Here is an 18,452-nt window from a genome sequence, read left to right on the forward strand (position 1 = left end):
CTGCTCCACCGTCGGTGGAAATGCGCAGGCTGGGCGGTTACATCAAGTTGCTACACAGCATAGGCCTGAATAGTCATATCGTATGATGATTGGATTACAGGCGAAGTTTCCCACTGCAATCCAGGAATATTCAGTCGTGGTACATGACCGAACGTCCTCCATCGATGGTGATGCATGAGGCATTGATAAACGGTGCTTCGTCACTGGCCAGGAACACGGCCGTCATGGCCACTTCGATCGGTTGCCCGACGCGCCGTGGCGGGTGCAGATCCAGCGCACGCTGACGTTCGGCATGGGGGTCGGCAAAGCCGTTCCAGTAGTCGACGTTCAGTTGGGTTTCGATATAACCCGGGGCGATGGCGTTGACGCGTACCCCCTTGGGCGCATATTCGATGCCCAGGGCGCGAGTCAGGCCGAGCAGGCCATGCTTGGCCACCGGGTAAGGGAAACAGCCGGGAATGATGTGGGACGAATGGACCGAGGCAATGTTGATGATGCTGCCCACGCCCTGCTCGATCATCTGTGGCAACACCGCCTTGCAACCGTACCAGGCGCCATCCAGGTCGATGGCGAAGCAGCGGCGCCAGTCCTCTTCGGTCATTTCCAGCGGGTCGCGGAAGACATTGACGCCGGCGCAGTTGACCAACACATCGATGCGACCGTGCAGTTCGACGGCACGACGGGCCATGGCCTGCAAATCCTGCGGCTTCGACACATCGGCCTGCAGCGCTTGCACATCGGCCCCGCGTTCACGCCAGTGGGCGGCCACCGCTTCGACCTTCTGCGCCTGGATATCACTGATCACCAGCCGGGCCTGTTGCGAAGCGAACGCCGCGACGATCGCCTCGCCAATGCCTTGGGCGGCGCCGGTCAATAGCACGACCTTGTCCTTCAGGCGTTCACCCTTGGGTGGCTCCGGCACGGGCGGCAAGACCAAGGGCTCAGCCATGGCTCAAGGCTACTGCGCACGGGCACGACAAAAACCGGGCATCCACGGATGACCGGCGCGAAGGCGCTTGAAAGAACAGTGGCCGACGTACGCCGCCGGGGCGTACGGGGAAAGATCGTTGCATCACTTCACCTGTCTTGTTTTTTTAGTGTGAGTGCGTATTGCCGATGGAGCCGACTATAAACCCGGCCGCCGATTAATCTCAATATATATATTTACATCCCACATATTGGGAATTATCCAGCAAACCTTGTACAGGCCACGCCAGGCACATCGACACGCATCGACAGCACGGCACCGTCCAGCGGATGACCCAAGGGGCTCGCCGCGCTGGTGATGTACAACGTCTTGAAATCTTCACCACCAAATACACAGCTGGTCGGGCGACTGACAGGCAGTTCTATCACTCGATCGACCTGGCCGTCCGGGGTCAGTCGCAACAGGCAACTGCCGTCCCAGCGGGCGTTCCAGATATAGCCCCGGGCATCCATCGCTGAGCCATCCGGCCCGCCACGCGGGTGCGGGCCGAACCAGACCTCGGCCGGCGCCAGGTTGCCTTCCGGGTAGATAAAGTGCCGATACAACGTGCCATCCAGACTGTCGCCGAAATACACCGTGGTGCCATCAGGGCTCCAGAGCAACGTGTTCGGGATGCCCAACCCACGCAACAAAGGCATGACCCGGCCATCGCTGCCGACGCGAAACAATCCGCCGGACCGGTGCTCGATCGGCAAGTCCTCGCCTTCGGCACCGATGTTGTTCTGCATGGTGCCGAGCCAGAGTTGGCCCAGGGCGTCGCAACGGGCCTCGTTGGCACGATTGCCCAGTTGGGGGTCGGCCATGCACAACAGCGTCAGCCGCGGTTCCAGGCCTGGCGAATCAAGATCGAGGCGATAGACGCCACTGCTCAAGGTCACCAACGCGTCGCCATGCTGGGTCGGTATGAAGGCGGACACATGCTCGGGCATCTGCCAGATATCCACATTGGCGCCGATCAGCCGCAACGCCTGCTTGCCGGCGATATCGACCCAATACAATGCTTGGGTCGGCGCATCCCAGAAAGGCCCCTCGCCCAACTTCGCCCGGTGTTCCGTCACAGCCGTCCACTTCATTGAAACCTCCCGTTCCCGGCTTGCCCGGCGGCGTCTGTTCGACCGGCCATGACATTGGGGTAAAAACGTTTGATCGCCAAGTCGGCGTTATCGATCAGGGTCATGCAGGCCCAGACGCCACGCGCGGCGTCACGGGCGGCTATGGCGTCGGCGATGTCCTTGTGGATCGGCAAGGTGCGGCGCAGCTCATCCGGGTCGGCCGCCGACACTTCGAATGACACCGCCAGCAACGCACCCAGGGCCGGGACCATTTGCTCGATAAATTGATTATGGCTGGCGGCCAGGATGCACTCATGGAAAAACTGGTCGGCGCGGTTGTAGTCGGCGCCGCTGTCCACCGCCCGCTCCAGCGCATGGTAGGCCAGGCGGATTGCCTGCACCTGATCGGCCGTGGCCCGCTCGCAGGCCCAACGCACCGCCATCGGCTCGATGGTACGGCGCAGATCCAGCAAATCATCGACGAAGTTTTCCGGCAGGCCGCTGCGTGACAGCCAGCCCACCACTTGGGGGTCGAACAGGTTCCAGCGTCGCACCGGCAATACCCGCGTGCCGACTTTCGGCCCGACCTCCAGCATGCCTTTGGCCACCAGGGTCTTGATCGCCTCGCGTATCACCGTGCGACTGACGCCCAGTTGCTCGCCCAAGTCCGCCTCGACCTTGATGGTCTGCCCAGGCTTGACCTGGCCGGCGGCTATCCAGCCCCCCAGCCAATCGACGGTCGATGCATGAAAACTGCTGGACATGAAAACCCCGCGGGCCACTCTTTTGGAGGCCCACGCTAATCATCATATGATTGGGTGTCAATTTGAATTTTACTTGGCCACTGTGGGAGCGAGCTTGCTCGCGATAGCGGTGGGTCAGTTGAGAAGAGGTGGATGGGCCGGAGCCTTCGCGAGCGGGCTCGCTCCCACAGGGTTTACGGTTCCAAGCCTATGGGGAAGAACTCGCCGCCGCTCCACACACCCAACCAGCGCTGCCCGTCGATCTCGCGGCTGACCGCCAGCTCCACCAGTTGATAGAACACATTACGATGGATCAGCGCTTCAAGATTGCTGCGCACATGCACGTAGGGCGCCGGTTCCTGGGTCTGGGGATCGATCACCACCCGCAGCGGATGCTCGGCACCGGCCTCAGTGGTTTCCTCGACATGGGTGGTGAAACGCAACAACTGCCCTTCCCCCTGCCCTTCGACCTCAAGGGTCACGGCAACGAAGGGGGCATCATCGACCTTGATGCCGACTTTTTCCACAGGGGTGATCAGGAAATAATCATCGCCATCGCGGCGGATGATGGTGGAGAACAGCTTGACCATCGGTTTTCGTCCGATGGGCGTGCCCAGGTAGTACCAGGTGCCGTCCCGGGCGATGCGCATGTCGATGTCGCCGCAGAAGTCAGGGTTCCACAAGTGGACCGGTGGCAGGCCTTTGGTCTTGGGGATCTGCCCCAGCAAGTCATTGGCTTTTTGCGGTCCGCTCATGGTGACTCCTTGTAGTTACTCGTCGCTCATCCCCAGCAGGCTGCGAGCGTATTCACGCAACGGCGTGGCGATGAGGTCTTGGGGCTGTTTGTCGTGCAACGTCAGTAAACCGCCACGACTTTTGATCCGTGCAGTATCAATCAAATACTGGGTGCTGGTCTCGATCAACATGATTTGAATTACGCTGGTATCGACACCCAGGCGATCCACGGCTTCTTCATCCAGCCATTCGTCGGAGTTGCCGATGCGGTTATCGGCCTTGGCGAACCGAGTGTACAACAGGTAATGGGCCCCGGCGGCACGGGCTTCGCCCATGGCCTGGTCAAGGCCTTCGGGAACACGGGCGCGACGGACCATGGGGAAATATTCGATGAAGCCATTGAAGGCTTCTTCGGCCACGACATTGGGACGCGGATAGGCACTGCCCGGCGGGGCGAAGGCGCCCTGGGCGATGTAGATGAACGAGTCTGGCTGAATACGCAGGTTGTTCACCCGACGGCTGTCGCTATGGTCCAGCAGGCCGGCATCGCTCATGTGGTAACGAACGCCTTCTCCCATGTCGCTGACATTCATGCAACCGCCAAGCACCAGAACGGCCAGCAGCAAAACCAGACTACGCATCCTATCCCTCCAAAAACCGGTGTCGGAAAACCGGCGAATGGTCGTGGGATGCAGCTTTTGCGCCATCTTGATCGGAGGGACGGTTCGTTATTCCTGTGGCGAGGGGATTTATCCCCGCTGGGTGCGAAGCCCCCCAAAGGATAGAAATACTCGACCTGATTCTCCGAGGCGATAGTTCTTGGGGTTGCTGTGCAACCCGCGGGGACAAATCCCCTCGCCACAAAAGCCTTATTCAGCCGCCGATGATTTTCATGATGGTTGCGCCGCCGGAGAATGCCACCTCCTGCTTGTCCCCCAGCGCCTTGACCAACAAGCGCTGAAGCGCCGGCAAGGCCTGATGGCGTGGTTTGTCCAACAGGTCGCCGACGAAGTGACGGTTACTCGACGACAGGCACCCGTGCAACCAGCCCGTTGAGGACAGTCGCAGCCGCGAGCAGGTACGGCAAAACGGGACGCTTTCGTTGGCAATCACACCAAAATAGCCCAGCCCCGGGATCTCATAGCGCACCGCCGTGGCATCCACCGGCGCATCGGCTTGCAGGTATTCGTACTGGTCGCCGATCAGGCTGAGCAGTTGCTGGAGGCTGACGAACTGCTGCAGGAAGGCGTTGGAGTCGCTGGCCAGGTGCCCCATGCGCATCAACTCGATGAAACGCAGTTCATAGCCACGCGCCAGGCAGTACTCGAGCAAAGGCATCACCTGGTCCAGGTTCTGCCCGCGCAGCGGCACCATGTTGACCTTGATCTTCAGCCCGGCGGCCCGGGCCTGTTCCATGCCATCGAGCACGGTCGCCAGGTCGCCGCCGCGGGCGATACTGCGAAACGCAGCAGGGTCCAGGGTGTCGAGGGAAACGTTGATGCGACGAATTCCGGCGTCCACCAGCAATGGCAGCTTCTTCGCCAGTAGCTGCCCATTGGTGGTCAGGCTGATGTCGTCCAGCCCCATCTGCCCCACCGCCGTCATGAAACGCTCGAGCTTGGGGCTGACCAGCGGTTCGCCGCCTGTGATGCGTAGCCGCTCGATACCGGCGGCCTCGATCAAATAGGCCACGCCACGCGCCATGGCCTCGGCCGACAGTTCATCCTGCGCAGCCACCAACCGCTTGCCGTCAGGCACGCAATAGGTACAGGCGTAATTGCAGGCTGAGGTCAGGCTGATCCGCAGATTACGGAAACGCCTGCCTTGACGGTCAACGATCATGGATCACTCCGGCACGAGAAAAATCGGACCCGCAAAAATTGACCTAGAAATCAAGATTCCGCAAGCCCCAAGCCTGAGTATATTACTGGGGCACTGCGCCATGTAAGCGGACATGGCGCAATAAGGCAGCTGAATGTCTTGTTGCCGGTGCGGGCAGTCAGTTGCTCGGGACGTCGGTGTCGCGCTTGCGCTTGTTGCCCATGCGCACGCCAATGTCCATCAGGAACTGGAAAAATCCTTCCTGGTCTTCCAGCACGTTGCTCCAGAAAGGCGAGTGATACAGCGCCACCGCGCCATGCACCAACGCCCAGGCGGCACAGTAATGGAAATAAGGCGGCACGTCTTCGAGCTTGCCCTCGCTGATCCGGCCCTTGATCAGCAGGGTCAGGCGTTCGAAGTTGGAAGCGCGGATCTTGTGCAACTCCTCGACCATTTCCGGCACCTGATTGCCCTTGACCACCTTCTCTTCCAGGCGGTCGAACAAGCGGTAGCGCTGCGGGTCGCGCATGCGGAACTCGAAGTAGGCCCGGGACAGGGCCTCCTTGTCCTTGTCCACATCGGCCGAATGCAGCAGCTCGTTCAAATCGCGCTCGTAGTCGAGCATCAGGCGCAGGTAGATCTCCGCCTTGGATTTGAAATGTTTATAAATCGTGCCTTTGCCGATACCCACGGCATCCGCAATCATCTCGACGGTGACACTGTCTTCACCCTGGTCGAGGAACAGCTTGAGCGCGGTGTCGAGAATTTCCTGCTCGCGGCGGCGAAACTCACGGACCTTACGGGGTTCTTTGTGCATAAGAAAAAGGTCTGAAGGGTCAAAATTCGAAGCCGGGTATTATGCCTAACTTACGCAAAAATGCACGGATCATCCGTTCTCGGCCGCTGTTCTTCACAAAACCGTGCACACCCGCCTCGCCGTTTCCCGCGCCAATGCGCCGCGCTGGCGCGCTTTGTCGACGGTGAGAACCTATCCGAAGCGAGCGTATTCCAAATTTGTTTAAAAACCGCCCCGGCCCGACTGGACGCGTTGGCATACTGATCAATACTTGAACTGTCGGCGCGACATCTCCCCCAAGTGACGCGCTGATAAAGGTACCAACGGACCGCGTGCCTTTGTTTTACTCCTAATGGTCTTAACCCGGATTCACCCCCCAGAACCCGGGTTTTTTTTGCATGAAATTCAGGCCTGCCCCGGACTGACGTGAGCCAGCGGAAACAACTTCTTAAAATTTTCCGTCGTCTGCTCCGCAAACCGCTCGTAGGTCTCACCGCGCAACATTGCTAGAAACTCCGCCACTTCCCGTACGTATTGAGGGAGGTTCGGCTTGCCGCGATACGGGATCGGCGCCAGGTAAGGCGAGTCGGTTTCCACCAACAGCCGATCCGCCGGCACCCGGCTGGCAACGTCACGCAGGGCATCGGCGTTGCGGAACGTGACAATCCCGGACAAGGAAATGTAATAGCCCATGTCCAGGGCGGCCTTGGCCATGTCCCAGTCTTCGGTGAAACAATGCAATACGCCAGCCTGGGGCAGCGCGGCGTCACGCAGCAAGGCCAGGGTATCGGCGCGGGCGCCACGGGTGTGGATGATCACCGGCTTGCCGGTCTGCCGGGCTGCCTCCAGGTGCAGCCGGAACGACGCCTGCTGAACGTCGGCGGCTTCCGGCTCGTAGTGATAGTCCAGGCCGGTTTCGCCAATGGCGACCACCCGTGGATGATCGAGCTCACGCAACAGCCAATCAAGCGCCGGCGCGGCGTCGGGCTGGACATCCAGCGGGTGGACACCGACCGAACAATCGACATCGGCATAACGTTCGGCCAAGGCCTTGACGTCGGCGGCGTTGTCGGCGCTGACGCCGATGCACAAGAAATGACCGACACCCCGTTCACGTGCCGCGTCCAGCGCAGCATCCAGGGAGCCGCCGTGGGCAGCGAGGTCGAGACGGTCAAGGTGACAATGGGAATCTACAAGCATAAAAGGCCGGGCTACATCGTATGGGTGGGACGGTCGGACTTCAGGGAGCCGGCCAAATGGGTTTCGATCTGGTTGCGGGCCGAATTGTCGCCGTCGCTGAACTGCACGCCCACGCCGGCGGCCCGATTGCCTTGGGCGCCCTTTGGCGTCAGCCAGATCACCTTGCCGGCGACCGGAATTTTCTCCGGCTCCTCCATCAGGCTCAAGAGCATGAACACTTCATCGCCCAAGCGATAATTCTTGTTGGTGGGAATGAACAGGCCGCCGTTCTTGATGAAGGGCATGTAGGCGGCGTAAAGCACCGACTTGTCCTTGATCGTCAGGGACAAGATGCCATTGCGTGGGCCAGGACTGACAGGTTCGTTCATGCTGATCTCCGCTGCGATTGAGCTGAGTTTAGTGTCTGTCAGTTTCGACCAGGCAAACTCGCCCATTGCACCAACAGCGCCTCGAGCAACAGTACCCGATTGAGGTTCGCCTTGCTCAGCACCTTCTGACGTTGGGCAAGAATCCAGTCCTGAATGTTCAAGATTTTATCCTGGCTGCTTTTTTGCGCCAGGTACTGGATCACCTTGCGCATGTCCGCCAACCCCAGACCGGCCTCGTCTTCGGTCAACTGGTAACGCAGGATCAGGCTCGACCAGTCGCAGAACCAGTCAAACAGCAGCAGTAACGGAATGGCGTTCCATCCCTCGGCCAGTTGCGTGGGGGATTGCTGCTGCTTGAGCAGCTTCTTGACCCCATCCACCACCAAGGCCCGCTGTTCACGCACGCCCTGGGCCTGAAGGCTGACAGCCGCCAGGGGCGAACCGGCCGCGAGGGTCAGCAACTCGACACGCTCTTGTTCAGTGTTGTCAGGCAAGGCCCCGGCCAGCCACTGCAAGCTCATCGCCTCGCTCGGCAGCGGACAGGCCTGTTGCACGCAGCGACTCTTGATGGTCGGCAGCAGGCGACTCGGCTGGTGGCTGACCAGCAGCAATACTGTATCGCCGGAAGGCTCTTCGAGGCTTTTGAGCAAGGCGTTGGCGGCGTTGATGTTCATCGACTCGACCGGCTCGATCAGCACCACTTTGCGCCCGCCCATCTGCGAAGTCTGGACCACGAAGCTGACCAGGTCGCGAACCTGGTCGACCTTGATGGCCTTGTCCGCCTCTTCCGGCTCCAGCACGTAATTGTCGGGGTGGCTGCCGGCCTTGAGCAGCAGGCAGGACTTGCATTCTCCGCAGGCGTTCGAGACACCTGGACGCTGGCACAACAGGCTGGCCATCAGCCGCTCGGCCAGTGCCCGCTTGCCAATGCCGACCGGGCCGTGCAGCAGATAGGCATGGGCATGCTGGGCACGACCGGCCAGTTGCTGCCAGAGACCGTCTTGCCAGGGATAGGCTTCAGCCACGGACACGCTCCAGCAAACGTGGCAGCAAGTCATCCAGGGACTGCTGGACCTGGGTCAGCGGCTGCGCGGCATCGATCAGCAGGTAACGCGCCGGATCGGCCTTGGCGCGCGCCAGGAAGGCATTGCGCACGGCATTGAAGAAATCCCGGCCCTCAAGCTCGAAACGATCCAGCCGGCCGCGGGCGCTGGCCCGGGCCAGGCCGATTTCCACCGGCAGGTCGAACACCAGGGTCAGGTCTGGCCGCAGCTCACCCTGGACGAAGGTTTCCAGCGCAGCGATGCGTTCCACGGACAAACCGCGGCCGCCGCCCTGGTAGGCATAGGTCGAATCGGTAAAACGATCGCAAAGGACCACGGCGCCACGGGCCAGCGCCGGGCGAATCACCTCGGCCAGATGCTGCGCCCTGGCAGCGAATACCAGCAGCAGCTCAGTGTCAGGGTTCATGACTTCTTCGAGAGGCGCCAGCAATACCTCGCGAATGCGCTCGGCCAGCGGCGTACCGCCCGGCTCACGGGTCAATACGACCTCGATGCCTGCGGCCCGCAGGCGTTCGGCCAGGTATTCGCGGTTGGTGCTCTTGCCGGCGCCTTCCGGGCCTTCCAGCGTTATAAACAAGCCAGTCACAGGGCGATCCTCAATCAAAGTCATTGCGGGCTCGGTGGCTCGCTGGCGTCCGGTTCGGGGGCCGGCACCTGGGGCACCGGTTCGGGTGCCGTGTCGGGCGATGCCGCCGGGGTCGGCACCTGTTCGTCCGGCGCTGCCGGGGCCGGGCTGGAGCGATAGTCGGCACGGCGCTTGAGCTGGAACTCGCGCACCGCGTTGTTGTGCGACTCCAGGTCATCGGAAAACACATGGCTGCCATCGCCACGGGCGACAAAGTAAAGGCTGTTGCCCGGCGCCGGGTTCAGCGCGGCATGAATCGCTTCGCGCCCCACCATCGCAATCGGCGTCGGCGGCAAGCCCGGGATCAGATAGGTGTTATAGGGGTTTTCTTCTTTCAGATGGGCGCGGGTGAGCTTGCCGGTGTAGCGCTCGCCCAGGCCGTAGATCACCGTGGGATCGGTCTGCAGCAGCATGCCCAGGCGCATGCGCCGCACGAAGACGCCGGCAATCTGCCCGCGCTCCTGGGGCACACCGGTTTCCTTCTCCACCAGGGACGCCATGATCAGTGCCTGGTAAGGCAAGGTGTACGGCACATCGGCGGCACGCTGTGCCCACTCCTTGGCGAGCACGTCTTCCAGGCGATCGTAGGCTTTCTTCAGCAGTTCGACATCGGAGGTACCGCGCACGAAGCGATAAGTGTCCGGGAAGAACCGGCCTTCGGGAAATACCCCTGAATGCCCCAGACGGTCCATGACCTGGCTGTCGCTCAAGTCGGTGAGGGTCTGCTGGAGCTTTTCATCCTTGGCCAATGCGGCGCGCACCTGACGGAAATTCCAGCCCTCCACCAGCGTCACGCTGTACTGCACCACTTCACCGCGCTTCCAGACACCGATCAGCCCTTCCATGGTCATGCCCGGTACCATCCGGTATTCGCCGGAGTGCAACGGTTGGCCGGCAAGATTGAAGCGCCAATAGATTCGCAGCCAGAAGGCGTCCCTGATCAGGCCATCGGCTTCGAGGCGCTTGAGGGTTCCAGTCGGGGTGGTCCCGTTGGGCACGTCCAGCAATTCTTCCTGGGTGATGTTCAGCGGCTGTTGCAGCGCCGAATGAATCTTCCAGGCCGAAGCCCCCAACAATAGCCCTGCCAGGACCAGTCCGGTCTCCAGCAGCAGCAAGAATTTACGTCTCACGAATCAAGCATCCAATAGCGCACGGGCAAGGGTCTGCAGTTTACGGGTGAGCGGGCCAACCGACCAGCGCGCCGAACCGCATCCGCGTACAGGCCACACGCCATAAACGCTGTTGCAGACGAAGACCTCCTCGGCCTGGTGCAGTTGTTCGAGGCTGATGTCGGTGACTTGGGTGGCAATGCCCTGGGACTTGGCTTGAAACAATAATTCCGCGCGCATCACACCGGCCACGCCACAACGGCTCAGGTCAGCGGTGAACAAGACCCCATCGCGCACCAGGAACAGGTTGCTGAATACACCTTCGATCACCCGCCCGGACACATCCAGCATCAGGCCTTCGGCATACTGCGCATCGCGCCATTCGGCGCGGGCCAGCACTTGTTCCAGGCGATTGAGGTGCTTGAGACCGGCAAGCAAGGGCTGCTCCGACAAACGCACGGTACAGGGAAACAGGTCGATGCCTTGTTCGGCATGGGCGCCGGGATAAGCGGCTGGCGGGCTCCCTTGCAGGATGCGCCTGGCCGGCGCCGAAGGATCGGCGGCATACCCGCGCTGACTGTCGCCACGGGTCACGATCAGCTTCAGCACGCCATCGCCCAGGCCGCGGGCGTAGGCGTTCAACTCTGTGCTCAACGCGCTCATGTCGACGTTGAGCGTCAACCGCCGGCAACCCGCTTCCAGACGCTGAAGGTGGCGCTCCAGCAGCACCGGGTTGCCAGCATGCACGGCAATGGTCTCGAACAACCCATCGCCGTAAGCCAGGCCGCGATCTTTCAGCGACAGGACGTCCGCCGGCTGACCGTCGACCCAGCTGTCCATCAACCGGCGAACCGGCGGAACACCAGCGAACCGTTGGTCCCACCAAAGCCGAAGGAGTTGGACAACACCACGTCGATGTCCATGCTGCGGGCAGTGTGCGGCACGAAGTCCAGGTCGCAGCCGTCGTCCGGCTCATCGAGGTTGATGGTCGGCGGCGCCGTCTGGCTGTTGATTGCCAGTACACTGAAGATCGCCTCCACCGCCCCTGCCGCACCCAGCAGGTGACCGGTCATGGACTTGGTCGAACTGACCGCCAGCTTGTAGGCGTGCTCGCCGAACACGGTCTTGATCGCCTGGGCTTCGGCCAGGTCGCCGGCCGGGGTCGAGGTGCCGTGGGCGTTGATGTACTGCACCTGTTCGCCGTTGAGCTTCGCGTCACGCAAGGCGTTGGCGATGCAACGGGCCGCACCGGCGCCATCGGCCGGTGGCGAGGTCATGTGGTACGCATCGCCACTGGTGCCAAAACCGATCAGTTCGGCATAGATGGTCGCGCCGCGCGCCTTGGCGTGCTCCAGTTCCTCGAGCACCAGCGCACCGGCACCGTCGGACAACACGAAGCCATCGCGCCCCTTGTCCCACGGACGGCTCGCACGGGCGGGCTCGTCGTTACGGGTCGACAGCGCACGGGACGCGCCGAAACCGCCCATGCCGAGGCCGCAAGCAGCCATTTCAGCGCCACCGGCAATCATCACGTCGGCTTCGTCGTACATGATGTTGCGCGCGGCCATGCCAATGCAGTGGGTACCGGTGGTGCACGCCGTGGCGATGGCGTAGTTGGGCCCCTGGGCACCCAGGTGGATGGACAGGAAACCGGAAATCATGTTGATGATCGAACCCGGCACAAAGAACGGAGAAATCCGTCGTGGCCCCGATTCGTGCAACGTGCGGCTGGTTTCTTCGATATTGGTCAAGCCGCCAATACCCGAGCCCATGGCCACGCCGATGCGTTCGCGGTTGGCATCGGTGACTTCCAGGCCAGCATTGCGCACTGCCTGGAAACCGGCTGCCAAGCCGTATTGAATGAACAGGTCGAGCTTGCGGGCTTCCTTGACCGACAGGTATTCCTCGACATTGAAGCCCTTTACCGAGCCGCCAAAACGGGTGGAATAGGCAGAAAGGTCGGTGTGTTCGATCAGACCAATGCCACTGCGGCCGGCCAGAATGCCCTGCCAACTGCTCGGCACATCCGTGCCCAGTGGCGACAACATACCCATACCGGTGACTACGACGCGTCTACGCGACACAGCACTCTCCTTTTTCTAATGACGACTTTGCATCAGGCCTAAAGAAAAAACCGCACGCCGTGACGGCAGTGCGGTTTTTCCATGACAGCTAGCGACGACTGAATACGATTACGCCTGGTGGCTGGTAACGTAGTCGATAGCAGCTTGTACAGTAGTGATCTTCTCAGCTTCTTCGTCAGGAATCTCGGTCTCGAATTCCTCTTCCAGAGCCATCACCAGCTCAACGGTGTCAAGGGAGTCGGCACCCAGGTCTTCAACGAAGGAAGCGGTGTTCACAACTTCTTCTTCTTTAACGCCCAGTTGCTCGGCAACGATTTTCTTGACGCGCTCTTCGATGGTGCTCATACCTTGTTTTCACTCCTAATGGACAAATTCAGGCAGCTGGCCGGTGGGTAAGTGTATAGAAGAACTTTTCGGTTTTTCAACCGAAAGCTTCACTCCTCAAACCCCGCGGCCCGCCGTCTATAAATTGGTTGCAGCTTTATAACGGATTTTAGACAGCTCGTATGACATTTTTTTGAAGCAATCCGTCACATTTAACTCATGTACATCCCGCCGTTCACCGGGATTGTAGCCCCGGTCACGTATGCCGCACCGTCCGACGCAAGAAAAGCGACCACGGACGCGATTTCTTGAGCTTGCCCCAGACGACCCAGCGGAATCTGTGTCAACAAGGCTTCACGTTGTGCTTCCGGCAGTTCACGGGTCATGTCGGTGTCGATGAAACCCGGTGCAACCGAGTTTACCGTAATCGAGCGCGAACCCACTTCACGCGCCAGCGCACGGCTGAAACCTTCCAGACCGGCCTTCGCCGCAGCATAGTTTACTTGGCCTGCGTTGCCCATGGCACCCACAACCGAGCCGATACTGATAATTCGACCCCAGCGAGCCTTGGTCATGCCGCGCAGAACGCCCTTGGACAGCCGGTACAGGCTGTTCAGGTTGGTGTCGACCACGTCGAACCATTCATCATCTTTCATGCGCATCATCAGGTTATCGCGGGTGATACCGGCATTATTGACCAGGATCGCCGGCGCACCGAACTGCTCCTGAATGCTTGCCAGCACCGCCGCGACGGATTCGTCGCTGGTCACGTTCAGCTCAAGGCCAGTGCCTTGGATGCCGTTTTCCTTCAGGGTCGCGGCGATACGCTCGGCGCCCGAAGCGGAAGTCGCGGTGCCGATGACGATGGCGCCTTGACGACCCAGTTCCAGGGCGATGGCCTGGCCGATGCCGCGGCTTGCACCGGTCACCAGTGCAACTTTACCTTGCAGACTCATGCAAGCTTCTCCTGTTCAGGCCTGCGCTGCACGGGCGGCAGCGAAGGCATCTGGGGTATTGAGGTTGGAAGTCGACACGCCTTCGGCGCAGCGTTTGTTCAGGCCTGCCAGCACTTTGCCAGGGCCGCATTCGACCAGTTCGGTCGCGCCCTTGGCTGCCAGGGTCTGCACCGATTCGACCCAGCGAACCGGCTTGTAGAGTTGTTCCAGCAGATCACGCTTGAGGGTCTCGAGGTCCGGCGCCACGTTGGCGCTGACATTCTGCACCACGGGAATCTGCGGGGCCTGCCAATCGATGGCGGCGATGGATTCGGCAAAGCGCTCGGCGGCCGGACGCATCAGCTCGCAGTGCGAGGGCACGCTCACTGGCAGTGGCATGGCGCGCTTGGCACCACGGGCCTTGCAGCCCTCGATGGCACGCTCGACTGCCGCCTTGGCACCGGCGATGACCACCTGGCCCGGGGAGTTGAAGTTCACCGCGCTGACCACATCGCCTTGCGCCGCTTCGGCACAGGCGGCCAGCACATCGGCATCTTCCAGACCGAGGATCGCGGCCATGCCGCCTTGCCCGGCCGGAACGGCTTCCTGCATCAACTGGCCGCGACGTTCCACCAGTTTCACCGCGGCGCCCAGGCTCAGGCTGCCGGCCGCCACGAGGGCACTGTATTCACCCAGGCTGTGTCCGGCGACGAACGCCGGGCGCGCGCCGCCTTCAGCCAGCCACAGGCGCCACAAGGCGACCGAAGCGGTGAGGATGGCCGGCTGGGTTTTATCGGTTTGATTGAGCTGTGCTTCCGGCCCTTGCTGGGTCAATGCCCACAAGTCATAGCCGAGAGCGTCGGAAGCTTCTTTGAATGTTTCGAGGATCAGCGGGTATTGCGCGCCCAGCTCGGCCAGCATGCCGAGGGACTGCGAGCCCTGTCCTGGAAAGACGAATGCGAGGGAAGCAGACATGAAAACAAAGCCCCTAATGATCTTGTCGTCAAAAATTGACGCCCCTGGGGGCGCTAGCAAACTGAACGTTGGATGGCGGGTTGAACCGACCGGTCACATTTAAGCATTGTCGGACGAAAATGCCTAAGTCAACAAATCTTCGAGGCGCCCGTGCAAGCGCTCCGGCAGGTTCTCCTGGATCTCGATCACCGCTCGGTTGATCGCACTCTGAAAACCCTGCACACCCGCCGAACCGTGGCTCTTGATCACGATGCCTTGCAGCCCGAGGAAACTCGCACCATTGTGCCGCGCCGGCGCCAGGTCCGCTTGCAACCGACGCATCAGCGGCAGCGCCAGGGCGCCTACCACCCGCGAGGCCAGGCTTTGCCTGAACAAGGTCTCGATGCGCTGGCCGATCATGGTCGCCAGCCCCTCGCTGGACTTGAGCAGGATATTGCCAACGAAGCCATCACAGACCACCACATCAGCCTCGCCACGGTACAAGCCATCGCCCTCGACGAAACCGATGTAGTTGATACCCCGCGCAGCCTGCAACAACGTGGCCGCCAGCTTGACCTGCTGGTTGCCCTTGATGTCTTCGGTACCGATGTTCAACAGCGCTACCCGAGGACGCACGACGCCCAGGGTTTCAGCCGCGACCGAACCCATCACCGCAAACTGCAGCAAATGCTCGGCACTGCAATCGACATTCGCCCCCAGGTCGAGCAACTGACAAAACCCACGCTGGGTCGGAATCGCCGCCACCATCGCGGGCCGGTCGATACCCGGCAAGGTCTTGAGTACATAGCGGGACAATGCCATCAGCGCACCGGTATTGCCCGCGCTGACACAGGCCTGGACCTTGCCATCGCGCAGCAGCTCAAGGGCTACCCGCATCGAGGCGTCAGGCTTGCCGCGCAGGGCCTGGGCCGGCTTTTCGTCCATGGTGATGATTTCGGACGCCGGGGCAATCGTCAGGCGCGCGCGATCCACAGCTGACTGGCCGCTGAGCATCTCTTCTAAAAGGGGGGATTGACCGACGAGGGTCAGGTGCAGCGAGGGTGTTGCATTCAGACAAGCAAGGCTGGCCTGAACAATGCTGCGGGGACCGAAGTCCCCGCCCATTGCGTCAATCGCGATGACTTGAGCGGACAAGTGATTACTCGTCGGCGCCCTTGTCGATCACTTTACGGCCACGGTAGACGCCTTCTGGCGATACGTGGTGACGCAGGTGAACTTCACCGGTGGTCTTTTCTACGGACAGGGTGCTAGCCTCGAGCGCGTCGTGCGAACGGCGCATGTCACGGGCAGAGCGGGATTTTTTGTTCTGCTGAACAGCCATAATTGATTAACTCCTAAACGTTTGGGTCACGCTTTAACTGCGCCAATACACTGAACGGGTTGGACCGCGTTACCTCGTCCTCGCTCGGTTCGGGCTCATCTGCTCCCGCCGGCTGCTGGCATTCTTCCGGATGATGAGCAGGCACAATGGGCAAGGCGAGCAGAAGCTCCTCCTCGATCAGTGACTGCAGATCCAATGGATCTTCGCCCAGTTCCAGCACGTCATAACCTTTCGGCAACGACTGGGTATTCGCACCCTCCTTTACCACGGCGTAACTGCATTCGCTGTGGATCGGCAGGGTGACCAGCTCAAGACAACGCTGGCAAACCATTTTGACTTCAGTGTCGATAAAGCTGTGGATTACCACAGATTTACGTTCATCTCGTTCAAAAACGAATTTGGCCTGGACCGTACCGACATCGTCGGAAAGCGGGTCGCAGAGTCTCTTCAAATCGGCCAGCAGCAGTTCACCTTGAAGGGTGGTGCCACGGTCAGCCAATTTGCGCGGGTCAACGTGAGGTGGAATCGGGTCATTCAACATAGGCGCAGCATTATAGGGATGCCCCCGCCCATGTCAAAGGAAATTCAGCCCTGTCCGTCACTTGCATGCCTCGCTAGAATTCGCACCTGCCTCCTGGAGATGCCTATGCTGCCTTTATTACTTGCCTCAAGCTCGGTCTATCGTCGGGAATTGCTCGCCCGCCTGGGACTGCCGTTCGTCTGCAGTTCACCCGATATCGACGAAAGCCATCGCCCCGGCGAACCTGCTCTCGAACTGGTCAAACGCCTGGCGCAGGAAAAAGCCCGGGCATTGGCCAGCCGCCACCCAGGGCACCTGATCATCGGCTCAGACCAGGTCGCCGTGCTCGGCGAGCGCATCCTGGGCAAGCCCCACACCTTCGAGAATGCACGCGAGCAACTGCTGGCCGCCAGCGGCACCAGGGTCACATTCCTGACCGGCCTGGCACTGCTCAACAGCCAGACCGGCGCCTGCCAGGTCGACTGCATTCCGTTTACCGTGAATATGCGCACCCTGGACCCGGGACGCGTCGAACGCTACCTGCGAGCCGAACAGCCCTATGACTGCGCTGGCAGCTTCAAGGCCGAGGGACTGGGCGTAAGCCTGTTCCAGAGCACCGAAGGGCCGGACGCCACCAGCCTGATCGGGCTGCCACTGATTCGCCTCGTGGATATGTTGCTGGTCGAGGGCGTGCAAATCCCCTGAAGCGCGGGTATTGAGCGCAACCACTGACAACTACAAAACTTGTGGCAAGGGAGGCTCTCAGCCTCCCCGCATTGAAACCCCAAGACAATCAGCGCAACGCCGGCCCCTGGAACCCCATCCACATCGCCAGGTGCTGGGCGATGCTGGCCCCCAGTTTTTTCGAGAAGCGGTCGATCGGCGACTCTTCGACGGTGAAGTCCACCAGTTCTTTCTCGCCAATCACGTCCCGAGCCACCGAACTGGCACTGCCCAGACCATCGATCAAGCCCAGCGGCAACGCCTGCTCGCCCGACCAGACCAACCCAGAGAACAGCTCTGGATGCTCCTTGTCTTTCAGCCGCTCGCCCCGCCCTTTCTTGACGCTGGCGATGAACTGCTTATGAGTGGTGTCAAGCACACCCTGCCAGAATGCCGTCTCTTCAGGCTTTTGCGGTTGGAACGGATCGAGGAAGGATTTGTGCTCGCCCGCGGTATAGACCCGACGCTCCACCCCCAATTTGCCCAACGTCTCGACAAAGCCATAACCCGCCGCCGTCACACCAATGGAACCCACCAGGCTGGCCTTGTCGGCATAGATCTGGTCCGCCGCACTGGCGATGTAATAGGCACCGGAGGCACCGAGATCGGAAATCACCGCATAGACCTTGATTTCCGGATGCGCCGCTCGCAAGCGGACGATTTCGTCATAGACGTAGCCGGCCTGCACCGGGCTGCCACCCGGACTGTTGATGCGCAGTACCACCCCTTTGACTTTCGCATCGTCGAACGCGGCCCGCAGGCTGCCGATGATGTTGTCCGCGCTGGCCGCTTCCTTGTCGGCAATCATGCCCTCGATGTCAATGACCGCCGTATAGGCCGAACCACCTCCCGGACCCTTCTTCCCATCAAGGACCTGGAAGATCATCGCCAAGCCGAAAAACAGATAGATAAAGACCAGGCACTTGAAGAAAATCCCCCAGCGACGCGCACGACGCTGCTCCTCCACCCCGGCCAGCAGGGTTTTCTCCAGCAGCTTCCAGCTTTTATCGTCACCGTTGTCAGCGCTCGCCTTGGCCGGTGCCTTCCATTCATCGGTCATACATGCTTC

22 protein-coding genes are annotated in these 18,452 nt (G+C 60.9%); 1 reads left to right on the forward strand and 21 read right to left on the reverse strand.

Going from position 1 to position 18,452, the window contains the following annotated elements; translation table 11 throughout:
* Window positions 1-130: 130 nt before the first annotated feature.
* From ACMTA2_RS23740 to ACMTA2_RS23835, 20 genes are all read right to left on the reverse strand, one after another.
* The gene (locus tag ACMTA2_RS23740; RefSeq protein WP_024616941.1) at window positions 131-949 is read right to left on the reverse strand and encodes an SDR family oxidoreductase; all 819 of its coding nucleotides are present in this window, start codon (window positions 947-949) and stop codon (window positions 131-133) included.
* Window positions 950-1,185: 236 nt separating this feature from the next.
* A complete protein-coding gene (locus ACMTA2_RS23745) occupies window positions 1,186-2,061 on the reverse strand; it encodes an SMP-30/gluconolactonase/LRE family protein (protein WP_413792026.1) in 876 nt (291 codons plus the stop codon).
* Complete coding sequence (locus ACMTA2_RS23750) at window positions 2,058-2,804, reverse strand: FadR/GntR family transcriptional regulator (RefSeq protein WP_003204233.1); 747 nt, start codon at window positions 2,802-2,804, stop codon at window positions 2,058-2,060. The genes ACMTA2_RS23745 and ACMTA2_RS23750 overlap by 4 nt, the downstream gene beginning before the upstream one ends.
* Window positions 2,805-2,977: 173 nt before the next feature.
* On the reverse strand, window positions 2,978-3,538 hold the full coding sequence (locus ACMTA2_RS23755; protein ID WP_413792027.1) for a DUF1285 domain-containing protein: 561 nt from the start codon (window positions 3,536-3,538) through the stop codon (window positions 2,978-2,980).
* Between the two features lie 15 nt (window positions 3,539-3,553).
* Entirely contained in the window at window positions 3,554-4,159 is a 606-nt protein-coding gene (locus ACMTA2_RS23760) for a DUF4823 domain-containing protein (protein WP_072406309.1), read from the reverse strand.
* A 232-nt stretch (window positions 4,160-4,391) separates the two neighbouring features.
* A complete protein-coding gene (locus ACMTA2_RS23765) occupies window positions 4,392-5,360 on the reverse strand; it encodes a GTP 3',8-cyclase MoaA (protein WP_413792028.1) in 969 nt (322 codons plus the stop codon).
* Window positions 5,361-5,517: 157 nt separating this feature from the next.
* Window positions 5,518-6,156: a TetR/AcrR family transcriptional regulator gene (locus ACMTA2_RS23770; protein WP_060741238.1), complete on the reverse strand. Its 639-nt coding sequence runs from the start codon at window positions 6,154-6,156 to the stop codon at window positions 5,518-5,520.
* Between the two features lie 384 nt (window positions 6,157-6,540).
* Window positions 6,541-7,335, reverse strand: coding sequence for a TatD family hydrolase (locus ACMTA2_RS23775; protein WP_413792029.1), 795 nt, complete (start codon window positions 7,333-7,335; stop codon window positions 6,541-6,543).
* Window positions 7,336-7,346: 11 nt separating this feature from the next.
* Window positions 7,347-7,703, reverse strand: a complete 357-nt coding sequence (locus tag ACMTA2_RS23780; protein ID WP_413792030.1) for a PilZ domain-containing protein — start codon at window positions 7,701-7,703, stop codon at window positions 7,347-7,349.
* Window positions 7,704-7,741: 38 nt separating this feature from the next.
* Complete coding sequence (locus tag ACMTA2_RS23785) at window positions 7,742-8,728, reverse strand: DNA polymerase III subunit delta' (protein WP_413792031.1); 987 nt, start codon at window positions 8,726-8,728, stop codon at window positions 7,742-7,744.
* Window positions 8,721-9,353 (reverse strand): dTMP kinase, encoded by a 633-nt coding sequence (gene tmk / locus ACMTA2_RS23790; protein WP_413792032.1) that lies wholly within the window; start codon window positions 9,351-9,353, stop codon window positions 8,721-8,723. Before tmk ends, ACMTA2_RS23785 begins: the two co-directional genes overlap by 8 nt.
* Before the next feature lie 20 nt (window positions 9,354-9,373).
* A complete protein-coding gene (gene mltG, locus ACMTA2_RS23795) occupies window positions 9,374-10,522 on the reverse strand; it encodes an endolytic transglycosylase MltG (RefSeq protein ID WP_413792033.1) in 1,149 nt (382 codons plus the stop codon).
* 3 nt (window positions 10,523-10,525) lie between these two features.
* Window positions 10,526-11,341 carry an aminodeoxychorismate lyase gene (gene pabC, locus ACMTA2_RS23800; protein WP_413792034.1) on the reverse strand — a complete coding sequence of 272 codons (816 nt, stop codon included), beginning with the start codon at window positions 11,339-11,341 and terminating at the stop codon, window positions 10,526-10,528.
* Window positions 11,341-12,585 carry a beta-ketoacyl-ACP synthase II gene (fabF, locus tag ACMTA2_RS23805; protein WP_186707195.1) on the reverse strand — a complete coding sequence of 415 codons (1,245 nt, stop codon included), beginning with the start codon at window positions 12,583-12,585 and terminating at the stop codon, window positions 11,341-11,343. Before fabF ends, pabC begins: the two co-directional genes overlap by 1 nt.
* Before the next feature lie 108 nt (window positions 12,586-12,693).
* Entirely contained in the window at window positions 12,694-12,930 is a 237-nt protein-coding gene (gene acpP, locus ACMTA2_RS23810) for an acyl carrier protein (protein ID WP_003175607.1), read from the reverse strand.
* 191 nt (window positions 12,931-13,121) lie between these two features.
* Window positions 13,122-13,865 carry a 3-oxoacyl-ACP reductase FabG gene (gene fabG / locus ACMTA2_RS23815; RefSeq protein ID WP_018613558.1) on the reverse strand — a complete coding sequence of 248 codons (744 nt, stop codon included), beginning with the start codon at window positions 13,863-13,865 and terminating at the stop codon, window positions 13,122-13,124.
* A gap of 15 nt (window positions 13,866-13,880) precedes the next feature.
* Complete coding sequence (gene fabD, locus ACMTA2_RS23820; protein ID WP_413792035.1) at window positions 13,881-14,819, reverse strand: ACP S-malonyltransferase; 939 nt, start codon at window positions 14,817-14,819, stop codon at window positions 13,881-13,883.
* Between the two features lie 123 nt (window positions 14,820-14,942).
* Window positions 14,943-15,953 (reverse strand): phosphate acyltransferase PlsX, encoded by a 1,011-nt coding sequence (gene plsX / locus ACMTA2_RS23825; protein ID WP_413792036.1) that lies wholly within the window; start codon window positions 15,951-15,953, stop codon window positions 14,943-14,945.
* Window positions 15,954-15,957: 4 nt separating this feature from the next.
* Window positions 15,958-16,140 carry a 50S ribosomal protein L32 gene (gene rpmF / locus ACMTA2_RS23830; RefSeq protein ID WP_003179396.1) on the reverse strand — a complete coding sequence of 61 codons (183 nt, stop codon included), beginning with the start codon at window positions 16,138-16,140 and terminating at the stop codon, window positions 15,958-15,960.
* 13 nt (window positions 16,141-16,153) lie between these two features.
* Window positions 16,154-16,681, reverse strand: coding sequence for a YceD family protein (locus ACMTA2_RS23835; RefSeq protein ID WP_003204262.1), 528 nt, complete (start codon window positions 16,679-16,681; stop codon window positions 16,154-16,156).
* 105 nt (window positions 16,682-16,786) lie between these two features.
* Here ACMTA2_RS23835 and ACMTA2_RS23840 point away from each other — a divergent pair, with 105 nt between their 5' ends.
* On the forward strand, window positions 16,787-17,365 hold the full coding sequence (locus ACMTA2_RS23840) for a Maf family protein (protein WP_413792037.1): 579 nt from the start codon (window positions 16,787-16,789) through the stop codon (window positions 17,363-17,365).
* Between the two features lie 88 nt (window positions 17,366-17,453).
* Here ACMTA2_RS23840 and ACMTA2_RS23845 read toward each other — a convergent pair whose 3' ends face one another.
* Window positions 17,454-18,443 carry a S49 family peptidase gene (locus ACMTA2_RS23845; protein WP_413792038.1) on the reverse strand — a complete coding sequence of 330 codons (990 nt, stop codon included), beginning with the start codon at window positions 18,441-18,443 and terminating at the stop codon, window positions 17,454-17,456.
* Window positions 18,444-18,452 lie beyond the last annotated feature (9 nt).

It is taken from the genome of Pseudomonas medicaginis (genome assembly GCF_965119365.1).
In the GTDB taxonomy this organism is placed as follows: Bacteria; Pseudomonadota; Gammaproteobacteria; order Pseudomonadales; family Pseudomonadaceae; genus Aquipseudomonas.